General features: G+C 70.8%; 16 protein-coding genes and 1 pseudogene. 10 read left to right on the forward strand and 7 right to left on the reverse strand.

The annotated features are described in order from the left end of the window. Positions 1-12: 12 nt before the first annotated feature. Positions 13-1293, reverse strand: a complete 1281-nt coding sequence (locus tag OG214_RS14325) for a helix-turn-helix domain-containing protein (RefSeq protein ID WP_405984944.1) — start codon at positions 1291-1293, stop codon at positions 13-15. 349 nt (positions 1294-1642) lie between these two features. Here OG214_RS14325 and OG214_RS14330 point away from each other — a divergent pair, with 349 nt between their 5' ends. From OG214_RS14330 to OG214_RS14340, 3 genes are all read left to right on the forward strand, one after another. Further along, on the forward strand, positions 1643-2020 hold the full coding sequence (locus OG214_RS14330; RefSeq protein ID WP_405987505.1) for an ATP-binding protein: 378 nt from the start codon (positions 1643-1645) through the stop codon (positions 2018-2020). 116 nt (positions 2021-2136) lie between these two features. Then, entirely contained in the window at positions 2137-2541 is a 405-nt protein-coding gene (locus OG214_RS14335) for a hypothetical protein (protein WP_405984945.1), read from the forward strand. 289 nt (positions 2542-2830) lie between these two features. Beyond that, positions 2831-4546 carry a glycoside hydrolase family 18 protein gene (locus OG214_RS14340; protein WP_363079976.1) on the forward strand — a complete coding sequence of 572 codons (1716 nt, stop codon included), beginning with the start codon at positions 2831-2833 and terminating at the stop codon, positions 4544-4546. A 178-nt stretch (positions 4547-4724) separates the two neighbouring features. Here the strand turns inward: OG214_RS14340 and OG214_RS14345 are convergent, their stop codons facing one another. Beyond that, complete coding sequence (locus tag OG214_RS14345; RefSeq protein WP_405984946.1) at positions 4725-6194, reverse strand: Nramp family divalent metal transporter; 1470 nt, start codon at positions 6192-6194, stop codon at positions 4725-4727. 277 nt (positions 6195-6471) lie between these two features. Between OG214_RS14345 and OG214_RS14350 the strand changes: the two genes are divergently transcribed. Further along, a complete protein-coding gene (locus tag OG214_RS14350; protein ID WP_405984947.1) occupies positions 6472-8652 on the forward strand; it encodes a serine/threonine-protein kinase in 2181 nt (726 codons plus the stop codon). Between the two features lie 73 nt (positions 8653-8725). On the opposite strand, the gene OG214_RS14355 is transcribed toward OG214_RS14350, so the two are convergent. From OG214_RS14355 to OG214_RS14370, 4 genes are all read right to left on the reverse strand, one after another. Further along, on the reverse strand, positions 8726-10198 hold the full coding sequence (locus OG214_RS14355) for a gluconate:H+ symporter (protein WP_363079979.1): 1473 nt from the start codon (positions 10196-10198) through the stop codon (positions 8726-8728). A gap of 254 nt (positions 10199-10452) precedes the next feature. Then, entirely contained in the window at positions 10453-10863 is a 411-nt protein-coding gene (locus OG214_RS14360; protein ID WP_363079980.1) for a RidA family protein, read from the reverse strand. Between the two features lie 7 nt (positions 10864-10870). Next, on the reverse strand, positions 10871-11668 hold the full coding sequence (locus OG214_RS14365; RefSeq protein ID WP_405984948.1) for an IclR family transcriptional regulator: 798 nt from the start codon (positions 11666-11668) through the stop codon (positions 10871-10873). Then, on the reverse strand, positions 11665-12834 hold the full coding sequence (locus OG214_RS14370; protein WP_405984949.1) for a sugar kinase: 1170 nt from the start codon (positions 12832-12834) through the stop codon (positions 11665-11667). The genes OG214_RS14365 and OG214_RS14370 overlap by 4 nt, the downstream gene beginning before the upstream one ends. Positions 12835-13024: 190 nt before the next feature. On the opposite strand from OG214_RS14370, the gene OG214_RS14375 reads away from it, so the two are divergent. Together OG214_RS14375 and OG214_RS14380 are read left to right on the forward strand one after the other, a co-directional pair. Next, positions 13025-14365, forward strand: a complete 1341-nt coding sequence (locus OG214_RS14375; protein WP_405984950.1) for an alanine racemase — start codon at positions 13025-13027, stop codon at positions 14363-14365. A gap of 11 nt (positions 14366-14376) precedes the next feature. Then, on the forward strand, positions 14377-15999 hold the full coding sequence (locus OG214_RS14380) for an amidohydrolase family protein (RefSeq protein WP_405984951.1): 1623 nt from the start codon (positions 14377-14379) through the stop codon (positions 15997-15999). Positions 16000-16051: 52 nt separating this feature from the next. Here the strand turns inward: OG214_RS14380 and OG214_RS14385 are convergent, their stop codons facing one another. Next, positions 16052-16399, reverse strand: coding sequence for a DoxX family protein (locus OG214_RS14385; protein WP_405984952.1), 348 nt, complete (start codon positions 16397-16399; stop codon positions 16052-16054). Between the two features lie 213 nt (positions 16400-16612). On the opposite strand from OG214_RS14385, the gene OG214_RS14390 reads away from it, so the two are divergent. The 4 genes and pseudogenes from OG214_RS14390 (at position 16613) to OG214_RS14405 (ending at position 20933) form a co-directional block, all read left to right on the forward strand. Next, the gene (locus OG214_RS14390; RefSeq protein ID WP_363079986.1) at positions 16613-17467 is read left to right on the forward strand and encodes a helix-turn-helix transcriptional regulator; all 855 of its coding nucleotides are present in this window, start codon (positions 16613-16615) and stop codon (positions 17465-17467) included. Between the two features lie 279 nt (positions 17468-17746). After that, a complete protein-coding gene (locus tag OG214_RS14395) occupies positions 17747-18958 on the forward strand; it encodes a pyridoxal phosphate-dependent aminotransferase (RefSeq protein ID WP_363079987.1) in 1212 nt (403 codons plus the stop codon). Positions 18959-19112: 154 nt separating this feature from the next. Continuing rightward, positions 19113-19475 (forward strand): annotated as a pseudogene (locus OG214_RS14400) (hypothetical protein); the annotation flags it as partial. A 381-nt stretch (positions 19476-19856) separates the two neighbouring features. Beyond that, positions 19857-20933 carry a hypothetical protein gene (locus OG214_RS14405; RefSeq protein WP_363079988.1) on the forward strand — a complete coding sequence of 359 codons (1077 nt, stop codon included), beginning with the start codon at positions 19857-19859 and terminating at the stop codon, positions 20931-20933. Positions 20934-21002: the final 69 nt, after the last annotated feature.

Raw genomic sequence — 21002 nt, forward strand, 5'->3', positions numbered from 1 at the left:
GGTCCTGTCTTCCTACAAATAGGTCGCATGGAGCTGGGCATCGAACTCGCGCACGATAGCGCGTCGTTGCGATTCCTTGTAGGTGGAGCGAAGCCGACGGGCCCTCTCCACAATCTTTCCTGAGCGAAGACGCATTCCCTCACCGAGGGCTCGTGATGCGAGTGTGAAGGCCATGTCGACGTCCCCGGACCGCAGATGGCCGGTGGCAACGTCTATGGTCAGCAGCGCCCGCTGCTTGTCGTTGCCGTTACTGAGCGCCACGGCGATGTCGTCCTCCGATACCCGGATCCGTTGTGTTGAAGCGAGACGCGCGGCGCAGGTGACGCGACACGCGGCGATCTTGCGTTCATCGAATGCGAAAATCCAGGGCCAGGCGACGGGATCGGCCTCGGACATGGCGTTCGCATGTCGCTCACAGGCACGGAGAGCCCGTTCACACGCGGTGCGGTCGCCGTTGCCGGCGTGGGCGAGGGCTTCGATCGATGCCAGCCAGGCAGCGGCGAGAAGAGGAACATCGGTTCCGAGGTGGCGGCGGGCTTCGGTGACCAGTCTCAAGGCTTCGTGCGGGGTGCCTGTGTCGGCCTCGAAACTTGCCAGGCTACCGGTCTGGTAGGCAGTGAGGAGCATGTCTCCGGAGGCGTGCGCGGCCTTGACGGAGGAGCCGTACCAGCGACGTGCGGAACCGTAGTCCGCCATGTCCCACGCGAGCCAAGCGGCGAAACTTGCGGCCTCGCTGCCGACGGAGGCCATGCGAGCGCGCTGGAACGCGTCCGAGGACGTCTGAGCGATGCTTTGGATGAGCCGAAGGTGCGCATGTACCGCATCGGCAAGATCACTTGAGACCGTGGTCGCGTCGAGTCGCCGATACGACGAGGTAACCACGCGCAGGCCGGCGGCCGGAGAGGAGTCTCCGTCCGTGAGCCGGGCCGGTGGCGAGCAGATCAACGGAGCCGCTGCTACCGCCAAGCCGCCGGCAAGGAATTCGCGACGTTCCACGGGAGGGATTCCGTTCGAGTGCTGGCTGGCCAGGCCGACCAGTTCAAAGGGGAGTCCCAGGGCTGTCGCGGCGTTTGCCAGGGTGGTCATGTTGTACGCGCCGGTGTGACTGTTTTCCAGTCGCGAGACGGCGGACTGGGTTAATCCGCACAGCTTGGCGAATTGCGATTGATTCATGCCGCGGACACGCCTTGCCCGTCTGATGACCAATCCGAAGTCGCCTTCCCGACTCGCGTCCTTGAGGTCTCCGTGCGCGTGCCAGTCGATGTTGTTCGATGTCATCACAGTAGGCAGCATGTCACCTCTCCTTGCCGACGCGTATGCGCTTTGCGGGTATGCGTATTCGCGAACTGAATGCGCCGTGGATCCGTTGCTGTTCGCACGATTGGCTTGGCCTCTCAGAGACCCGAGGACCGTCAGGACCTGTCCCGGCCGTCGCGAAGGGGGACACGTGAAAGCGCACCTGAGGAAACCGAGCACCTACCTGCCTCCGGTGGAGCAGGACCACCTCCCCCAGGGCCAGGCCGAGCGGGGCCCGTCCGCATCTGTCACCGCGGCTTTCTTACCGGTCGGCCCGCAGGACGAGGATTTACCGGCTTCGTCCGGACCGGCGTCCCCACCGCACGTACGCCGGTATGTGACCGAGATGATCAGACATCCCCGGTACGTCGGTGCGCAGCGGCGTATCGTCGCCGCGTTCCTCCGGCACTGGGCGGCAGCTGCCGCCGATGCGGTGCACTCCATCACCCTTGTCGTCAGCGAGTTGCTGTCGAATGCGGTGAGGTACGGCCGGGCCGAGGCGGTCGGTCTGTCTCTCGCCCACGACAGCCTGTCGGGCAAGGTACGCATCGAGGTGGACGATCGCACACCCGGCAGCCGCGCCGAACCGTGCGGACCTGACGTCGACCGGGAAGGCGGTCGGGGATTGTTCCTCGTCGACGCCCTTACGGAGGCGTGGGGGGTAAGTGAGGACGGCTCCATTACCTGGTGCACGATCGACATGGGTACTGGAGACGGCCGGTGACGATCACCCTTGTCCGACATCTGCGCGGGCCCCGGCGTCCCTCGATCCACAGCGCCCCCGCGGCGGCTGTCCGCAGCCTCGGACGACATGACCCATCCTCGGAGAAATAACCGTAAATGCGCCCCTCCCGGTTCCAGGACTTCACACTCGATCTGGCCAAGAACAGCCCCGGCGTGACACGCGTCCAGACGCTCGCGGAAGCCGGGGACACCAAGCATCCCTTCGGGCTGGCGATCACGACCGGGGACGGTGAAGCGCGGTGGCAGATCATGGGCCAGCTCGCCGAGAGCGAGAAACACGAACACGCTGATGTTCCCGTCAACGGTGACCCGGTTCAGGTAGTGGCGAACCCGGCGTCCGGCGATCACGAAGGATGGCTCGCCGCGGCCGTCGCACGGGCGGAGTCCCCGGAGATCGCGAGCATCGAGCGCTGGTCGACCCGTCCGGGTCAGGGGAACAGCCGCGGTGGTCTGACGGTCGCGTTCCACAACGGAGCGCGTGCCTTCGTCCGGCGGTTGTAATCCTCCCCTGCGGCACGAAGGCACCCGCCCGCCCTGCGGGCAACCGGCCGTGCCGCCCCCAGGACAGCCGTCCCGCGTGTTCGGTATCCGCGCAGGTCCCGGCGTTCCCGGTGTGCGGCGCGCTCGTGGGGGGTGGGTGTGGGGCTCGGGGTGGGGTGGGGTTTCTTGTATACGACCTTCTGCCAGAGGTCTTGACAAGTTGATTGGTCTGGACCACCTTTACGCCCGACGGTGGCCACCGTTCCCCCTCTCGGTACCTCCATCCCCGAACCCCCAGCGGAGGCAGCAAGTGGAACGTGCACCAGACGGCAGAGGTCGCATACGTACCTGGATCGGCGGGGCGGTGGCCGTGCTGGCGGCCGGAGCGCTGAGTGTGACCGGGCTCTCCGGGAGCGCGCAGGCCGCCGACATCAATGTCGCCAAGAACGCCGGCTACGAGTCCGGGCTCGCCAACTGGACCTGTTCCGCGGGCAGTGGGGCCACGGTCGGCTCGCCCGTGCACGGCGGCGCCGCCGCGCTCAGGGCCACGCCCGCGGGCCAGGACAACGCCAAGTGCGCCCAGGCCGTCGCCGTGCAGCCCAACTCGACGTACACGCTGAGCGCGTGGGTCCAGGGCGGGTATGTGTATCTCGGGGCCGAGGGGACCGGTACGACCGATGTGTCGACCTGGACCCCGGACAGCTCCGGCTGGAAGCAGCTCACGACCACCTTCAGGACCGGTGCCTCCACCCGGTCGGTGACCGTCTACACCCACGGGTGGTACGGCCAGACCCCCTACTACGCCGACGATCTCTCCGTCTTCGGCCCCGACGGCGGCGGAGGCACCGACCCCGGGCCGCAGATCCCCGCCGCGCCCAGCGGTCTCGCCGTCGGCTCCGTGACCTCGTCGTCCGTGACGCTCAACTGGAGCGGGGTGTCCGGGGCGACCGGCTACAACGTCTACCGGTCCGGTACGAAGGTCCAGTCGGCGACCGGCACCTCCTCGACCGTGACCGGCCTGGCCGCGAACACCTCGTACGACTTCCAGGTGACCGCGACCAACGCGGCCGGCGAGTCCGCCCGCTCCGCCACCGTCAGCGGCAGGACCGCGCAGGGCGGCGGCAACCCGCCCGGCAACCCCTCGGTGCCGAAGCACGCGCTGACCGGCTACTGGCAGAACTTCAACAACGGCGCGACCGTCCAGAAGCTCCGTGACGTCCAGTCGCAGTACGACATCATCGCGGTGTCGTTCGCCGACGCGACGGCCACGCCCGGTCAGATCACCTTCAATCTCGACCCGGCCGTCGGATACGCCTCGGTGGCCGACTTCAAGGCGGACATCGCCGCGAAGAAGTCCGCGGGCAAGTCGGTGATCATCTCGGTCGGCGGTGAGAAGGGCAATGTCACCATCAACAGTGACGCCTCCGCGACCGCCTTCGCCGACAGCACCTACGCGCTGATGCAGGAGTACGGCTTCAGCGGGGTCGACATCGACCTCGAACACGGCATCAACTCCACCTATCTGACCAAGGCCCTGCGGCAGCTCTCCGCGAAGGCCGGCAGCGGACTGGTGCTGACGATGGCGCCGCAGACCATCGACATGCAGTCGACGTCGGGCGAGTACTTCAAGACGGCGCTGAACGTGAAGGACATCCTCACGGTCGTCAACATGCAGTACTACAACAGCGGTTCGATGCTCGGCTGCGACGGCAAGGTCTACTCCCAGGGCTCGGTGGACTTCCTCACCGCCCTCGCCTGCATCCAGCTCGAAGGCGGCCTCGACCCGTCACAGGTCGGCCTCGGAGTGCCCGCCTCCACGCGGGGCGCGGGCAGCGGCTATGTCGACCCGTCCATCGTGAAGAACGCGCTGGACTGCCTCGCCAGGGGCACCAACTGCGGTTCCTTCAAGCCCTCCAGGACCTACCCCGGCATCCGCGGCGCCATGACCTGGTCCACCAACTGGGACGCCACGGCGGGCAACGCCTGGTCCAACGCGGTCGGCCCGCACGTCCACGGCCTGCCGTAACCCCGCCGTACCGCCGTACCGCCGGTCTCACCGGCACAGCACCGTACCGGCAGTGCCGCCGCTCCCCCGGTGGCACTGCCAGAACCCCCAAGCCCCCCACAGGGCCGGCAGCGCCGTCGAACCCCACCCCGACGGCGCTGCCGTGTGTCCGGCCCCGGATCACCGCGTGGCGCGGCGGCTACCAGGGAAGGTCCCTCACCTGCTGCACACACAGCACCACGAACAGCAGCCCGCCCGCCGCGAGCATCACATTGCTCAGCACACCGTTGCGCCATTCGGCGGGCGTACGCGAGGAGTTGAGCAGCCAGACCAGGGTGAGCGCCAGGAACGGCATGAAGAAGGCGCCCAGCACTCCGTAGACCACCACAAGACCGAACGGCTCGTCGAGGAAGAGCAGCGCGATCGGTGGGAAGGTCAGCCAGAGCAGATACGCGCGGAACATGAACGAACGCTCCCGCGCGCCGGACGCGACCATGTCCACCGCGTCCTCCCGGTCCACGCCCTTCCGCTCCCGGACGAACCGGTCGACGAAGTCGGCGAACATCAGGCTCACGCCGTGCCACACGCCCATGAGCGCCCCGAAGGACGTGGCGAAGAAGCCGATCAGGAAGAGCTTCGCCGTGACCACGCCGAAGCGGTCCTCCAGTACGGTACCGAGATCGATCAGGCCCCGGTCGCCCGAGGTGAGGGCGATCTGGGAGGAGTGCAGCAGCTCGGCCCCGATGATCAGCATGGCGACGACGAAGAGGCCGGTGGTGATGTAGGCGACGCGGTTGTCGAGCCGCATCACCTTCATCCAGCCGGAGTTGGTCCAGCCCTTGGCGTTCACCCAGTACCCGTAGGCGGCCATGGTGATGGTGCCGCCGACGCCGCCGATCAGACCGAGCGTGTAGAAGAGCGAGCCGTCCGGCAGAACCGGTACGAGACCGGCGACGGCCTCCCCGAGATCCGGCGCGACGCGGACCGCGACATACATGACGACGAGGAACTTCATCCCGATCAGGACCGTCATGGCCTTCTCGAAGACGGCGTACCGGTTGAACCAGACGAAGACCAGGCCGGTCAGCCCCGTGATGACCGCCCAGGTCTTGAGCCCGGGACCGTCGGGGAAGAGCGCCACGATCGGCAGGGCGCTGGAGGACATGGCCGTGGCGCCGTAGACGAAGCCCCAGACGAGGACGTAGACCGCGAAGTAGACGGTGGTCCAGTTGCCCAGGCTGCGCCAGCCGTCGAAGAGCGTACGGCCGGTGGCGAGATGCCAGCGGCCCGCCGCCTCGGCGAGGGAGATCTTCACGACACAGCCGATGACCGCCGCCCACAGCAGGGTGTAGCCGAACTTGCTGCCCGCGATGAGCGTCGCGACCAGATCGCCCGCGCCGACCCCGGTCGCCGCGACGACGATCCCGGGGCCGATGTACTTCCAGCTGGACTTGCGCGGCCGGGAGACGGCCTCACCGGCTCCGGCGACTGCACCGGCGCCTGCCCCTGTCCCGGTCCCGGTCCCGATAACCGCGTCGGCCCCGGCTCCCGTACCCGCCCCGGTTCCGGGCCCGGTGCCCGCCCCGGCGCCCGTCGCGCCCGTCGCGCCCGTACTGTCCGTCGTACCTCTACTGTCCGCCGTACCCGTACTGTCCGTACTGTCCGCCATGCGTAACGTCGCCTCTCACTCGACCCCCCTCATGTGACCCACGTCACCAAAGCGGAGGGCCGGTGATCGCGCAAGACCGCGTCGGGTCCGGCGGCGGACCAATCAGGTCCCGCCTCCCTCCCCAGGATGTTGACGCGGGTGCGGTGGCGGACGAGCATTCCTGGTGGATTCCGGATCCGGTGGATTCCATGGCCGTGGCGGGAACGGGGTGTCCCCGCCAGGCGTGTTATCCACCGCGCACCGGAATCGACGGGGGATCTGCGGGGGGAGTTTTGGCATGTCCGGGGTGAAGATCGAGCGGCTGGGTGCGGACGACCCGACGGCTCTGGGCCCGTACCGGATCATCGGCAGACTTGGTTCGGGCGGAATGGGCCGGATCTATCTGGCCCGCTCCGGCCCACGGCTGGTGGCGGTCAAGACGCTGCTCGCCGAGGGGATCGTCAGCGATGTCGACCGGCGCCGGTTCGCCCGTGAGGTGGCCGTGGCCCAGCGGGTCGACAGCGGCTACACGGCGCGGGTCCTGGACGCCGACGCCGACGCGGCCCGGCCCTGGATGGCCATCCAGTACATCGCCGCGCCGTCGCTCGCCGAGCTGGTACGGACGGCCGGGCAGCCACCGGCCTCGGCGGTGCGCTGGGTGGGGGCGGGGGTGGCGGCGGCGCTGGTCGCGCTGCACGGCGCGGGCATCGTCCACCGTGACATCAAGCCGCCGAACGTACTGCTCCCGCTGAACGGCCCGCGCGTCATCGACTTCGGGATCTCCCACGCCAGCGATCTCACCCGCACCAGCCTCACACTCGGCACGATCGCCTTCACCTCCCCCGAGCAGGCCAGGGGCGAGCCGTCCACGGCGGCCTCCGACATCTACTCGCTGGGCGCGACCCTCTTCCATCTCGCGGTCGGCCGGCCGCCGTACGCCCATGACGGCGACACGCTCGGGCTGCTGGCGCGGGTGGCCAGGGGCGAGCTGGAGCTGAGCGGGCTGCCGCGCGAACTGGACCAGCTCATCCGCCCCTGCCTGGCGGCGGACCCGGGTGCCCGGCCCCGGCCGGCGGACGTCCTCGCGCAGTTCAAGGCCGCTCTGGTCGGGCTGCCGGTGTCGGACAGCGGCAAGCGGTGGCTGCCGCCGCGCTGGACGGCGCTGATCGAGGCGTACGACCAGCAGGGACGGAGGCTACGGGAGGGCGGGCCGGGACCGGGGGCGGCGTCGGGCGTGGGCCCCGACGATCCGACGGCGGACCAGCGGACGCACGGGGTACGGGAACCGGACCCGACGCGCGAGTACACCCAGGCCCGCGACGCGGCGGCGGAGGCGACGGCGGAGGCGGAGCGGGAGAGAGCCGAGAAGGAGGAGGCCGAGCGCGAACGGGCCGAGCGGGAGCGGGAGCGCGCCGCCCGCGAACACGACCGCGCGGAACGGGAACGGGCCGAGCGCCGCGCCCAACGGGAGCGTTCGGCCCGCGAGCTGGCCGAGATACAGGCCAGACAGGTACGCGCGGCACGCGGCCGGATCGAGCGGGAACAGGCGGAACGGGAGCAGGCGGAACGGAACAAGGCGGGGCAGGATCAGGCAGGGCGGCAGGACGCCGGGGCCGACGGCCGGTCACGGGCGGGATCGCCCGGCGGACCGGGCTCCGCGGGACAGCGCTCCCCCGGGCAGGGCTCACCCCGGCAGGGCTCCACCGGCCAGGGCTCACCCGCCGGATCACGCCCGGCGGGCAGACAGCGTTCCTCCGCCGGAGCGGCCAGGTCGGCGCCCGCCGCCACGCCGCCCGCGACGTCCCCCGCCAAGAAGTCCTCCAGCGGCGGTGTGTTCCTCCTCGTCATGGCCTTCGTCGTGATCTTCATCTGGCGCCCCTGGGAGGCCGACACCACCAGCACCTCGTCCTCCGGCGGCTCGTCGTCGTCGAGCGGCGGGAGTTCCTACGACGGCGGCTCCTCCTACTCCAGTGACAGCCCCTCGACGCCCACCCCGAGCGCCGTCGACCTCGCCTTCCGTGCCGTACGGACCGGGGAGTGCCTCAGCTCCCACGACGACGGGTTCGGACGCTGGAGCGACACCGTGCCGAAGCGGGTCGACTGCTCGGCGCCCGAGGCCTACAACCATGTCGACCGGGCCGTCTCGGACTCGACGGGTTCGGGCTGCGACGGCGGCGAGGACCAGCAGGCCTGGGCGAACCGGGGCGACGACGGGATGACCACCACGCTCTGCGTCTCCCGCAGATACGCCCCGGGCCAGTGCTTCATCGCCGAGAAGAACGGCGACCGTGTCGGCGCCGGCCGCCTCCAGGCCGTATGGAACTGCGGCGCCGACACGGTGCCCAAGGGCTACGCGTACATCATGCAGATCACCGGCTACTACTCGATGCCGGCGGACGGCAGTGACCCCAACTGCCCCGAGTACTGGTGGGAGGTGGACGACGACGAGAACTACGTCTGCGCCGAGGTGACTTCCTGAGCACCGGTCACCGCCGGAGCGCCCGACTCGCCGGAGCGCCAGGAATCGCCGGAACGTGGAAGTACCGGAGTCGCTAGATCACCAGGCTCAGCAGCGCCGCCACGACGAAGCCCGCCACCGACAGGACCGTCTCCAGCACCGTCCAGGACTTCAGGGTGTCGCGCTCCGAGATGCCGAAGTACTTGGCGACCATCCAGAAGCCGCCGTCGTTGACGTGCGAGGCGAAGATGGAGCCCGCCGAGATCGCCATGATGATCAGGGCGAGATGCGCCTGCGAGAAGCCCTGCCCCTCGACCAGCGGGACGACGATGCCCGCGGTGGTGACGATCGCGACCGTCGCCGAGCCCTGTGCCACCCGCAGTACGACGGAGATCAGCCAGGCCAGCAGGATGACCGGCAGACCGACGTCGTTGAAGGTGTCGGCGAGGGCGTCCGCGATACCGCTGCCCTTGAGGACCGCGCCGAAGACCCCGCCCGCGCCGACGACCAGCAGGATGTTGCCGACCGGTTTGAGGGAGGAGGTGGAGACCCTCTCCAGCGAGGCACGTGACCAGCCCCGGCGGATGCCCAGCAGGTAGTACGCCAGCAGCAGCGCGATCGTCAGCGCCACGAACGGGTGGCCGAAGAACTCGATCACCGAGCGGCCGGTCGACGGGTCCAGGGCGATGGACGAGAAGGTCGCCAGCAGGATCAGGACCAGCGGGGTGCCGATGATCGCGAGTACGGTCCCGAGCGCGACGGGCCGCTCGCTCGGGGTGACCCCGGAGGCCCGCTGCTCGGCGGCGACCGCGGCCTTGGCCTCCGCCGCGGCCTCGACCATGTCCTGCGGAACCTCGACGAACAGCCGCTTGCCGATCCACGCGGCGTAGACCCACGCGGCGAGCACGGCCGGGACGCCGACGACGACACCCATCAGGATGACCCAGCCCAGATCCACCCCGAAGAGTCCGGCCGCGGCGACGGGACCCGGGTGCGGCGGCAGAAAGGCATGGGTCATCGACAGACCGGCGAGCAGCGGCATCGCGTACAGCAGGACCGACTTGCCCGAGCGCCTGGCGGCGGCGTACACGATCGGCGCGAGGACGAAGATACCGACGTCGAAGAAGACCGGGACACCGAAGACGACACCGGTGACCCCCATGGCGAGCGGCGCGCGCTTCTCGCCGAAGAGACGGAGCAGCCGGGCGCTCAGCACCTCGGCGCCGCCGGACACTTCGAGGATCGCGCCGAGCATGGTGCCCAGACCGATGATGATCGCGACATGGCCGAGGATGCCGCCCATACCCGTCTCGATCATGGAGACGGCGGCGGACTTCTGGACCGTGCCGAAGAGTTCGGTGACGGAGAGACCGGCGGCGAGGCCGACGGCTATGGAGACACCGAGGAGGGCCACGAAGGGCTGGAGCCTGACCTTGATGATCAGGAGGAGAAGGAGGGCGATACCGAGGGCGGCGACGGTCAGCAGACCGGCGGTGCCGTCGATCAGGAGCAGCAGACCACCGGTGTGGGGCGGTGTCTCGGGTGGGGCGTCGGCGGCCAGGAGCATGGGGGGACCTCTGTTCAGGGGGTTCAGGAAGCTCGGGGGGTTCCGGGGATTCAGGGGGTTATGGGGATATAAGGGCATACGGCGATGGCGTGGCGATGGTGTGCGGGGCAGGGGGGATCGCGGTACGGCGCCGCGGGGGCGGTCGCCGTACCGGGTCGGTTTCCGGATCTCCGGATCTCTGGATCTCTGGCGGGCTTCGGGGCCTCGCGGACTTCGGGAGCTTGGGGGTTCGGGAGCTGGGGGGCTTCGGTGGCTCAGCCGAGGACGGCGAGCGCGTCGATCTCGATCAACAGCCCCTTGGGCAGGCCCACATAGACGGTCGTACGCGCGGCGGGGGCCTCCTTCAGCCCCTGCTCCTCGAAGTACGCGTTGTAGATCGCGTTCATCTCGGCGAAGTGGTCCACGTCGGTGAGATAGACGCGCATCATCATGACGTCGTCCCAACTCGCGCCGCCCTCCTCCAGGATCGCCCGGACATTGGCGAACGTCTGGAGGGTCTGCTCACGCAGGGTCGGTCCCGCGACCGTGGGCGCCTGCCCCTCGACGGCGGGCAGGAAACCGACCTGGCCCGCGACCTGGAGGATGTTCCCCTTGCGGACGCCGTGCGAGAACTTCGCCGGCGGGGCGGTGTGGGTGGCGGGCGTGAGGGCGGTCTTCTCGGTCATGTGGCACTCATCCTTCGGGCGTGTCCTTGACGGGGGCGGTGTGGAGCGGGGTGGTGCTGATGGGGGCGGTGCCGGAGTACTCCCGGCTGATGGCGTCCGCGGTACGGCGTACCAGCGGCAGCAGGGTGAGGAGTTCCTCGGCGGTGACCACGACGTTCGGCGCGGAGACCGACATGGCGGCGACGGCCCGGCCGTCCGTACCGCGGACCGGGGCGCCGACGCAGTTGATGGACTCCTCGTGGCCGCCGAGATCGGTGGCCCAGCCCTGTTCGCGCACGGTCGCCAGCTCCTTGAGGAAGGCGGCGGCGTTCGGCGTCGAACGGGACGTGTAGGCGGGGTAGTCGAGCTTCTCCGCGACGGCGCGGCGCTCGGGCTCGGGAAGGTCGGCGAGCAGGAGCTTGGCCACGGCGGCGACGGTGATCGCGACGGGCTTGCCGATCCGCGAGTACATACGGACGGGGTAGCGGCTCTCGACCTTGTCGATGTAGAGGACCTCGTTCTCCTCGTACACGGCGAGATGGACGGTGTGCCCGATCTCCTCGTTGAGCGCGCTGAGATGGGGGTGCGCGATCTCGCGTACGTCCAGGTTCTCCACGGCCTCCTGCGCGAGCGCGAAGAGACGGGCGCCGAGGCGGTAGCGCTGGTCCTGCTGGCGGTGGACGAGCCCGTGCTCGTGGAGCGTACGGAGCAGCCGCAGCGCGGTGGACTTGTGCACACCGAGCCGGTCCGCGACCTGCCCGAGATCGGCGGGTCCCTGGGCGAGCAGCGGAAGGATGCTCAGCGCGCGGTCGACGGTCTGGCTCATGGGGTACGTACCTCCTGCTCCGTGGCCTCCGTCCAGCCGGGGCCGAGACGAAGTCTCCCCCACGCCCGCGCGTCGAGGCCCGCGAGCCGGTCGGCGTCCGCGCGCGCGGGCGGCGCCCCGAGATCGCCGGGCACGGTGAGGGCGGCGGCGGCCATGAGATGCCCGTGGCGCAGCCGGGCGGCGGCGGGCAGGCCGCGCAGGGTCGCGGAGAGGAATCCGGCGGCGAAGGCGTCCCCGGCCCCGACGGGCGCGACGACATCGACGCGGAGGGCGGGCACGGAGACGACGGTGTCGCGCCCGTACTCCGCCTCGTGCCCGTACTCCGCCTCGTGCCCGTACTCCGCCTCGCGCCCATGCGCCGAGTCGTGCCCGTACGCCGACGAAGCAGGCGTGACGGGCGTGGCGGGCGGGGCGCCCGCGGTGCCGAGGGCCGTCGTCTCCGGCTCGCGTGTGTAGACCGTCGCCCCCGCCGCGCCGCGTTTGATCACCAGCGTCCGCGGTTCGGGCAGCGCGGCGCGGATCGCCTCCGCGCCGTGCAGGTCCCAGGCCGCCGCGGCCTCGTCCTCGCCGACGAACACCAGGTCGGCGCCGCGCGCGAGGTCCAGCAGCACACGGACGCCGGAGGGATCGCGCCACAGATTCGGGCGGTGGTTGACGTCGAAGGAGACCAGCGGGCGCCCGGGGGTCCGCGCGGTCAGCGCGCGCATCAGCGCCAGGCAGTCGTCCGAGAGCGCGGCGGTGATACCGGACAGATGCAGCAGTGCCCCCGACCGGAGGTCCTCGGGCGCCATGTTGTCCGGCGACATCGCGGAGGCGGCGGAACCCGCGCGGTAGTAGACGACCTCGTGCGCGTCGGTGGCGCGGTCCGTCGCCGTACGGAAGTAGATACCGGTGGGCCGGTGCGGGTCGCGGCGCACACCCGAGGTGTCGACCCCGTACGCGGCGACCGACCGTACGAGATGGTCGCCGAAGCCGTCGGCGCCGACCCGGCTGACCCAGCGCACCCGGTGCCCGGCCGCCGCCAGCGCGCAGGCGACATTGGACTCGGCGCCGCCGATCGTACGGTCGAAGGACGGGACGTCCGCGAGCGGGCCGGGCCGCGAGGGCAGGAAGGTGACCATGGACTCACCGAGACAGACGACCTCCGCGTCCGCGGTTCCGGTCACGCTGGGACTCCTCGCCGCTCGTGATGTTCGATGAGGTCACCATTGACCCGCTGTCGCTCGGATGTTAGACAGCGGTGAGCGTTACACGCAATGGTCATTGCAAGTATTGCAACGACACTGCCGAAACAAACCGCTGGAACCACCGCAACCGCCACAACCGCCGCAACCGCTGAAGCAAGGGGAGGCTCCCATGGCCGCCGACGGACGTACCGACGAGCGCCTCGACCGGCGACCCGGCGGGGGGCTCGGCGACGAGCGCGTCGACCACCGCTTCAAGGGCCTCCCGCCGGACGCCGAGGGTCTCACCGTCGCCGCGCTCGCCGCCGAGCGCCGCTCCCTCTTCAGCGGCGGCTTCACCACCCCTGTCCTCGCCCTCTCCGCCGAGTCGGTCGAGCACAATCTCGCCCTCCTGGAGTCCTACTCCGCGCGCCACGGCCTGGCCTTCGCCCCCCACGGCAAGACCTCCATGTCGCCGCAGCTCTTCGCCCGCCAGCTCGACCGCGGCGCCTGGGGCATCACCGCCGCCGTGCCCCACCAGGTGCGTGTCTACCGCGCGTTCGGCATCCGGCGGATCTTCCTCGCCAACGAGCTGGTCGACGCGGCGGCGCTGCGCTGGCTCGCCGCCGAGCTGGACCGGGACCCCGCCTTCCGGTTCCTCTGCTACGTCGACTCCGTACGCGGTGTCGAGCTGATGGACGAGGCCCTGAGCGCGGCGGGCGCCGTCCGCCCGGTGGAGGTCGTCGTCGAGCTGGGCGCGGGCGAGGGCGCCCGTACCGGAGCCCGTACGGAGGCGGAGTGCGCCGCGGTCGCCGACGCGGTGGCGGCGGTGACGACCCTGCGGCTCGTCGGCGTCGCCGGTTACGAGGGCGAGGTCCCGGCGGCCGACGGTGACTCCGTCCGCGCCTGGCTGCGCCGGCTCGTCGCCCTGGCGGCCGGCTTCGACAAGGCCGGCCGCTTCGCCGTCCCGGCGGCGGACGCCGGCACGAGCGGCGCTCCCGGCGGCGAGATCGTCATCAGCGCGGGCGGCAGCGCCTGGTTCGACGCGGTCGCGGACGTCTTCGCGGAGATCCCCCCGCTCTCGCGTCCCGTGCTGAAGCTGCTGCGCTCGGGCGCGTACATCTCGCACGACGACGGCCACTACCGCCATCTCACCCCCTTCAACCGTGTCCCCGAGGAAGGCTCCCTCCAGCCCGCCTTCCGGCTCTGGGCCCAGGTCGTCTCCCGTCCCTCCCCCGGCCAGGCCTTCGTCAACGCGGGCAAGCGGGACGCGGCGTACGACCTGGACCTGCCCGAGGCCCAGGTCGTACGGGACGGGCGCACCGGCGCGATCCGCCCGGCGGCCGGTGTCACGGTCACGGGCCTGTCCGACCAGCACGGCTGGCTGACCACCACGCCCGAGGCGGAGCTGGAGGTCGGCGACTGGGTCGGGATGGGGCTGTCCCATCCGTGCACCTCGTTCGACAAGTGGCAGCTCATTCCGCTCGTGGAGGCGGACGGCACGGTCACGGACCTCATCCGTACGTTCTTCTGAGAGGGCCGGTCATGGATCTCGTTCTGCGGGACGCGCGTGTCATCGACGGCACGGGCGGCCCCTCGTACCGCGCGGACGTGGGCATCACCGGCGGCCGGGTCGCCGCGATACACAAGGAGTCCGGGGGCGGGGGCCGTCCCACCGGCGCCCGGGTCCTCGACGCCGGCGGACTCGCCCTCTCCCCCGGCTTCATCGACATGCACGCGCACAGCGATCTGGCGCTGCTGCGCGACCCCGATCACTCGGCGAAGGCCGCGCAGGGCGTGACCCTCGAAGTGATCGGCCAGGACGGTCTGTCGTACGCGCCCGTCGACGACACGACCCTCGCTCAGGTGCGGCGGGCGATCACCGGGTGGAACGGCGGCGCGCCGGAGGACACGAGCGTCGACTTCGACTGGCGCACGGTCGGCGAGTATCTGGACCGGCTCGACCACGGCTTCGACGGCCGGGGCATCGCGGTCAACGCCGCGTATCTGATCCCGCAGGGCACGGTCCGTATGCACGCGGTCGGCTGGGACGACCGGCCCGCGACCGACGCCGAACTCGCCAGGATGAAACGGCTGGTGGCCGAGTCCATGGAGCAGGGTGCGGTCGGGATGTCCTCCGGGCTGACCTACACGCCCGGGATGTACGCGGACGACGCCGAACTGACCGAGCTGTGCCGGGTGGTGGCGGAGTACGACGGCTACTACTGCCCGCACCACCGGTCCTACGGCGCCGGGGCGCTCCAGGCGTACGAGGAGATGGTGACGCTCACCCGCAACGCCGGCTGCGCCCTCCATCTCGCCCACGCCACCATGAACTTCGGGGTGAACAAGGGGAAGGCGCCCGAGCTGCTCGCGCTGCTCGACCGGGCGCTGGACTCGGGCGCGGACATCTCCCTGGACACCTATCCCTACACCCCCGGCTGCACCACGCTGGTGGCGATGCTGCCGAGCTGGGCGGGCGAGGGCGGTCCCGACACGGTCCTGGACCGGCTGCGGGACGACTCCGCCGCCGAGAGGATCCGCCACCATCTGGAGGTGGTGGGCTCCGACGGCTGCCACGGTGTGCCCATCGAGTGGGACACGATCGAGATCTCCGGCGTCTCGGCACCGGGACTCGCGGACCATGTCGGCCGTACGGTCGCGGAGTCGGCGCGGGCGCGCGGTGAGGCGCCCTGGACCACGGCCCGCCGGCTCCTGATCGACGACCGGCTGGGCTCGACGATCCTCCAGCACGTGGGGCACGAGGAGAACGTCCGCGCGATCATGCGGCACCGCGTCCACACGGGCGGCAGCGACGGCATCCTCCAGGGCGCCAAGCCGCATCCGCGCGCCTACGGCACGTTCCCCCAGTATCTGGGCCGGTACGCGCGTGACCTGGGCGTGCTGTCACTGGAGGAGTGCGTGTCCCACCTCACCGCCCGCCCCGCCGCCCGTCTGCGCCTCCCCGACCGCGGTCTGGTCCGCGAGGGCTACCGCGCCGATCTGGTCCTCTTCGACCCGGACACGGTCGCGGCGGGCTCCACCTTCGCGTCCCCGCGCGTACTGCCGGTGGGCATCCCGTACGTACTGATCGACGGGCACTTCGTGATCGAGGACGGCCGCCGCACGGACGTCCTGGCGGGGCGGTCCGTACGGCGGTCGCGCTGAGCGCCCCGCCCAGGCGGGCGGCGCGTCCGCTCGGGCGGGGCGCCGCCGCCGCTCAGGCCGAGGCCAGACGCAGGACAAGGGCCGCCGCGGCCAGCAGGAAGAGGCCGACGGCCGGGGCGATCTCGTAGTCCTTCACCCGGAGATGCGCGATGGTGGCGCCGATGAAGTAGAGGACCACACCGATCGCGGCGGCCACGCCGAGTGCCGGGACCCAGAGGCCGATCACCAGGCCCACCGCGCCCGCCGCCTTGAGCGTGGCGAGGCGTGGCAGCCAGGAGTCCGGGACGCCCACCTTGGACATCGAACCGACGACCGACTCCTGCCGGGTGATGGTGGCGACGGCGGAGGCCGCCAGGACGGCGGCGAGCAGAATGCCGACTACGGCGTAGGCGATGAACACGGATGACCCCTCGGACGGTGTGCGTACGGCGTGTGAAGAACCGCGGGAAGACCGCGGGAAGACCACGGGAAACGAAAGGAGGTCCACTGATCGAGGGCCCCCGCTCAACGTGCCGGAATCCGCGGCTCCCAGGAACACCGGGCCGAGACTAGTAATGACAGGGCTACGATCCGGCGGCTCCCGGCGCGGAGCCCGGCCGGTACATTGCCTTCCGTGAGCGACAACGAGCTGGGCCTGTTCCTGCGCGCCCGCCGCGAGTCCGTCACCCCCGCCGAGGTCGGGCTCCCGGACAGTGGCCGGCGCCGTACGCCCGGCCTGCGCCGCTCCGAGCTGGCCACGCTCGCCGGTATCAGCGTCGAGTACCTCGCCCGGCTCGAACAGGGCCGGGACCGTCATCCCTCCGCGCAGGTGCTGACCGTGCTCGCGAACGCCCTGCGGCTCACCGACGAGGAGCGCTTCGCCCTGCTGCGCCAGGTCAAGGCGAACAGCGACACGCTCAAGCTCTGCCCGGGGGCGGGCCGCCCGCCTGCCAGGACCGTACGCCCCACCCTGCGCGCGGTGCTCGAACGGCTGGAGCCCACCCCCGCCGTCCTGCTGAACCGGCTGACCGAGGTGCTGGCCTTCACCCGCGGTTACGAGCTGCTCGTCGGCCCGCTGGGTCTGCTGGACGCCTCCTCACCGAGTCTCGTCCGCTATCTGCTCACCGATCCACGGGCCCGTACCGCGCACCCGGAGTGGTCCCGCGCCGCCGATGAGCAGATCGGCCGGCTGAAGACCGACTCCGTCCCCGACGACCCGCATCTCGCGGCGCTCGTCGAGGAGCTGACGCTCAGCGTGGGCACCCCGTTCACGGAGCGGTGGGCCGCCGCCCCCCGGATGCCCGCGAACCTCAGCGCCTGGCGGCTCGTCCACCCCGGCGCGGGGGAGCTGCGGCTGCTCGACGAGACGCTCGAACTGCCGGAGGCCGAGGGCCAGCGGCTGCTGATCCATCTCCCCGCCGACGAGGCGACGTCCACGGCGCTCGACGCCCTCACCGGCCGCCGCCCCGGCGCACTGCGCGCGGTCTGAACCGCCGGCGCGGCTGAACCGCCGGCACGGATGAACCACTGGTACGGCTGAAACCGGCCCGTCCGGCGCCCGTCCCGCGCCCACCCGCGCCCGTGCGGCGATCGAGGACGAACGATTCGGTACGCCCGGAACGCCGTCACCGCGCCTCCGCACCGGACCGCACACTTCCGCGTCCCCCGCCCGCCGTACTGCGCCGCCCGGCCCCCAACCTCGCCCCGACCGGCTGACGTGTCCCAAAACACGACGCGGGCTCCGTTACGCCGCCGTAAGCTCGCGGACATGCAGGTCATCCAGTCGACGAAGCTCGCAAACGTCTGTTACGAGATCCGGGGCCCCGTCCTCGACGAGGCGATGCGGCTGGAGGCGGCGGGCCAGCGCATCCTCAAGCTCAACACCGGCAACCCGGCCGCCTTCGGCTTCGAGTGCCCGCCCGAGATCCTGGAGGACGTACTCCGCAATCTCGGGGACGCCCACGGATACGGGGACGCGAAGGGGCTGCTCTCCGCCAGGCGCGCGGTGATGCAGCACTACCAGACCAAGGGCATCGAGCTGGACGTCGAGGACATCTACCTCGGCAACGGGGTCTCCGAGCTGATCCAGATGTCGATGCAGGCGCTGCTCGACGACGGCGACGAGGTGCTCGTACCGGCGCCGGACTATCCGCTGTGGACGGCGGCGGTCTCCCTCGCGGGCGGCACGGCCGTGCACTACCGCTGCGACGAGCAGTCCGAGTGGATGCCGGACCTCGCCGACATCGAACGGAAGATCACCGACCGCACCAAGGCGCTGGTGATCATCAACCCGAACAATCCGACGGGCGCGGTATACGGCGAGGAGATGCTCACGGCGCTCACGGAGATCGCCCGCCGCCACCATCTCGTCGTCTGCTCCGACGAGATCTACGACCGGATCCTCTACGACGGCGCCACGCACACCCCGACCGCCGCCATCGCCCCGGATCTGCTCACGCTGACCTTCAACGGGCTCTCCAAGAACTACCGGGTGGCCGGTTTCCGCTCCGGCTGGCTGGCGGTCTGCGGGCCCAAGGCGCACGCGGCCTCGTACATCGAGGGTCTGACGATCCTGGCCAATATGCGGCTGTGCGCCAATATGCCGTCGCAGCACGCGGTGGCCACGGCGCTGGGCGGCCGGCAGTCCATCCGGGATCTGGTCCTGCCGGGCGGGCGGATCCTGGAGCAGCGGAACACCGCGTACGAGCTGCTCACCTCGATCCCGGGCGTGACCTGCGTCAAGCCCAAGGGCGCGCTCTATCTCTTCCCGCGGCTCGATCCCAAGGTCTTCAAGATCAAGGACGACCGGCAGATGGTGCTGGATCTGCTGCGGGCCGAGAAGATCATGGTCGTGCACGGTACGGGGTTCAACTGGCCGGAGCCGGACCACTTCCGGATCGTGACCCTGCCCGCCGTACAGGATCTGACGGACGCGGTGACCCGGATCGGGACCTTCCTGGACGGCTACTCGCAGCCGTAGGCGATACGGGCGCCGCCGTGCCCGTACGGCCCGTACGGCCCGTATCGCCCGCGCGAAGGTTCCGGACTGTCCGTGAGAAGGGTCCGGACTCCGCTCAACTTTAGACTCGATCCAAGGTAGGATGGTCTCCTGACGATGCCAGGAGGCCATCCTCATGTATGAGCCGATCCGCGCCAAGTCGGTCCACACCCTGGCCGCTGACGCCGATTTCCCCCACCGCACCCGCGAGGAAGAGCTGAACATCCAGCTCGCCGGACATCTCTCCGCCCTGCTCGCCGTCACCGACGAGCTGGGGCTCGAAGAGCCCGGCGCGAGCATCGCCGGGCAGATCAGCAGGCTCCGAGGCACCCCGCCGGTCCGGCACGCGGCGCTCGCCGACGCCGACCCGGCGGTGCTGCACCGCCGCGCCCTGGCCCTCGCGGGCCGCTCGCTCGTCGTCGCCGCCTCGCGGGCCGACACCGCCGCGGCGATCCTCTCCGCCGAGCGTATGGACGCGCACACCGCCGCGCTGGCCGAGCTGCCCGCCGCTGCCGCTGCCCCGGCTCCCGCACCGTCCCCGGCCCCAGCCGCTACCCCTACCCCGGCCCCGGCCCCGGCCCCGGCCCCGGCCCCGGAGGATCAGCGGCTGGTCGGCGCCCACTGACGGCCCCGGTCCCGCGGGCCGCGGAGGCGCGCGGACCGGGCGCCCCTCACCACCGGCGGGCGCGCGCCACGGCGTCGCGCGGCCTCCGAGTGAGGCCAATGCCCGACGGCCCCCGGAGGCCGGCCGGCACGCTGTGGCCGCGGTCGCTATGACCGCTGTGAACCTTCCGTTCCGGTTCCTTACCGGGATGGGTACTTCACCCCGCGTACACCCAACTCCCCCCGGAATGTGGGTCTCCGCGAGCACGCTTTGGGCGTGAGACGCATCGTGGGAATCATCCTGGCGGTGCTGCTGATCGGCGGAGTGGCAGCAGCCGTCGTGGCAGGCCGAGAGAGCCAGGAAGCAAGCACGGCAACGAAGACCGTGCGAGGGGTCATCGGTTCGGAGAAGGCGGAGTTCTTCGCCGACCCCGACGTCGTCAAGGCCCTGGACGAACATGGTTACGCCGTGAAGACGGAGACCTCCGGCTCCTGGGCCATGGAGGAACTCTCTCTCGACGGCACCGACTTCGCCTTTCCCTCCTCCAAGGCACCGGCGGACGAACTGGCCGCGAAGTACCAGGTCCAGGGCACCCCGCCGCGGCCCTTCTACTCCCCGCTGGTGGTCGTCGCCCACCGCTCCGCCGCCCAGGTCCTGGCCCGCAACGGACTGGCCACCCTGGACGGCGAGTCGCGCGGCACCCTGCGGATGGGCCCGTATCTGGAGGCGGCGCGCGAGGAGCGCACCTGGCAGCAGCTCAAGGGGGCCTCGGCCCACGCCGAGCTGACCGGGACGGTCTTCATCGCGAGCACCGACCCCATGACCTCCAGCTCGGGCGCGCTCTATCTCGCCGCCGCGTCCTATGTCGCCGACGGCGGAAAGGTCGTGGGCGACAAGGCGGCCGTCGCCCGTACGGCACCGCTGCTCAAGCAGCTCACCGTGGTCCAGGGCGCCCAGCAGACCAGTTCCGACGCGCCGTTCCGCGACTTCATCAGCGGCGTCGGGAATCCGCTGGTGCTGGTCTACGAGTCGCAGGTGGCCTCGGTGCTGCTCCAGCGGCAGGAGGTCGGGGATCTGGTGGTGCTCTACCCGGACACCACCGTCAACAGCGACCACACGCTCGTACCGCTCACCGAGAACGGGCGGGCGCTCGGCGCGCTGCTCACCACCGATCCGCGCCTGCGCGAGCTGGCGGTACGGCACGGCTTCCGCCCGCAGGGAGCCGCGGCGGAGTTCACCGCCGCCACCGCTCCCTACCAGGCCTTCCTCAACCAGCGGCTGACCGGGGTCCGCCAGGCGCCCGTGCCCACCACCGAGTGGCTGCACGCGATGGCGCAGCGGGCCCGGTCGTAGGCGGCCCGCCGTGGCAGCCCAGGTCGCGGCCGGTCCGGTCCCGGCCGGCACTTCGCGCTTCGCTCTTCA

It is taken from the genome of Streptomyces sp. NBC_00872 (assembly GCF_045161915.1).
Classification (GTDB): domain Bacteria; phylum Actinomycetota; class Actinomycetes; order Streptomycetales; family Streptomycetaceae; genus Streptomyces.

What these genes read in the sequence shown, in the direction of transcription:
- OG214_RS14325 (WP_405984944.1), bottom strand. Translation starts at nt 1,293, where the DNA reads ATGCTGCCTACTGTGATGACATCGAACAACATCGACTGGCACGCGCAC.
- OG214_RS14330 (WP_405987505.1), top strand. Translation starts at nt 1,643, where the DNA reads ATGATCAGACATCCCCGGTACGTCGGTGCGCAGCGGCGTATCGTCGCC.
- OG214_RS14335 (WP_405984945.1), top strand. Translation starts at nt 2,137, where the DNA reads ATGCGCCCCTCCCGGTTCCAGGACTTCACACTCGATCTGGCCAAGAAC.
- OG214_RS14345 (WP_405984946.1), bottom strand. Translation starts at nt 6,194, where the DNA reads ATGGCGGACAGTACGGACAGTACGGGTACGGCGGACAGTAGAGGTACG.
- OG214_RS14350 (WP_405984947.1), top strand. Translation starts at nt 6,472, where the DNA reads ATGTCCGGGGTGAAGATCGAGCGGCTGGGTGCGGACGACCCGACGGCT.
- OG214_RS14355 (WP_363079979.1), bottom strand. Translation starts at nt 10,198, where the DNA reads ATGCTCCTGGCCGCCGACGCCCCACCCGAGACACCGCCCCACACCGGT.
- OG214_RS14360 (WP_363079980.1), bottom strand. Translation starts at nt 10,863, where the DNA reads ATGACCGAGAAGACCGCCCTCACGCCCGCCACCCACACCGCCCCGCCG.
- OG214_RS14365 (WP_405984948.1), bottom strand. Translation starts at nt 11,668, where the DNA reads ATGAGCCAGACCGTCGACCGCGCGCTGAGCATCCTTCCGCTGCTCGCC.
- OG214_RS14375 (WP_405984950.1), top strand. Translation starts at nt 13,025, where the DNA reads ATGGCCGCCGACGGACGTACCGACGAGCGCCTCGACCGGCGACCCGGC.
- OG214_RS14380 (WP_405984951.1), top strand. Translation starts at nt 14,377, where the DNA reads ATGGATCTCGTTCTGCGGGACGCGCGTGTCATCGACGGCACGGGCGGC.
- OG214_RS14395 (WP_363079987.1), top strand. Translation starts at nt 17,747, where the DNA reads ATGCAGGTCATCCAGTCGACGAAGCTCGCAAACGTCTGTTACGAGATC.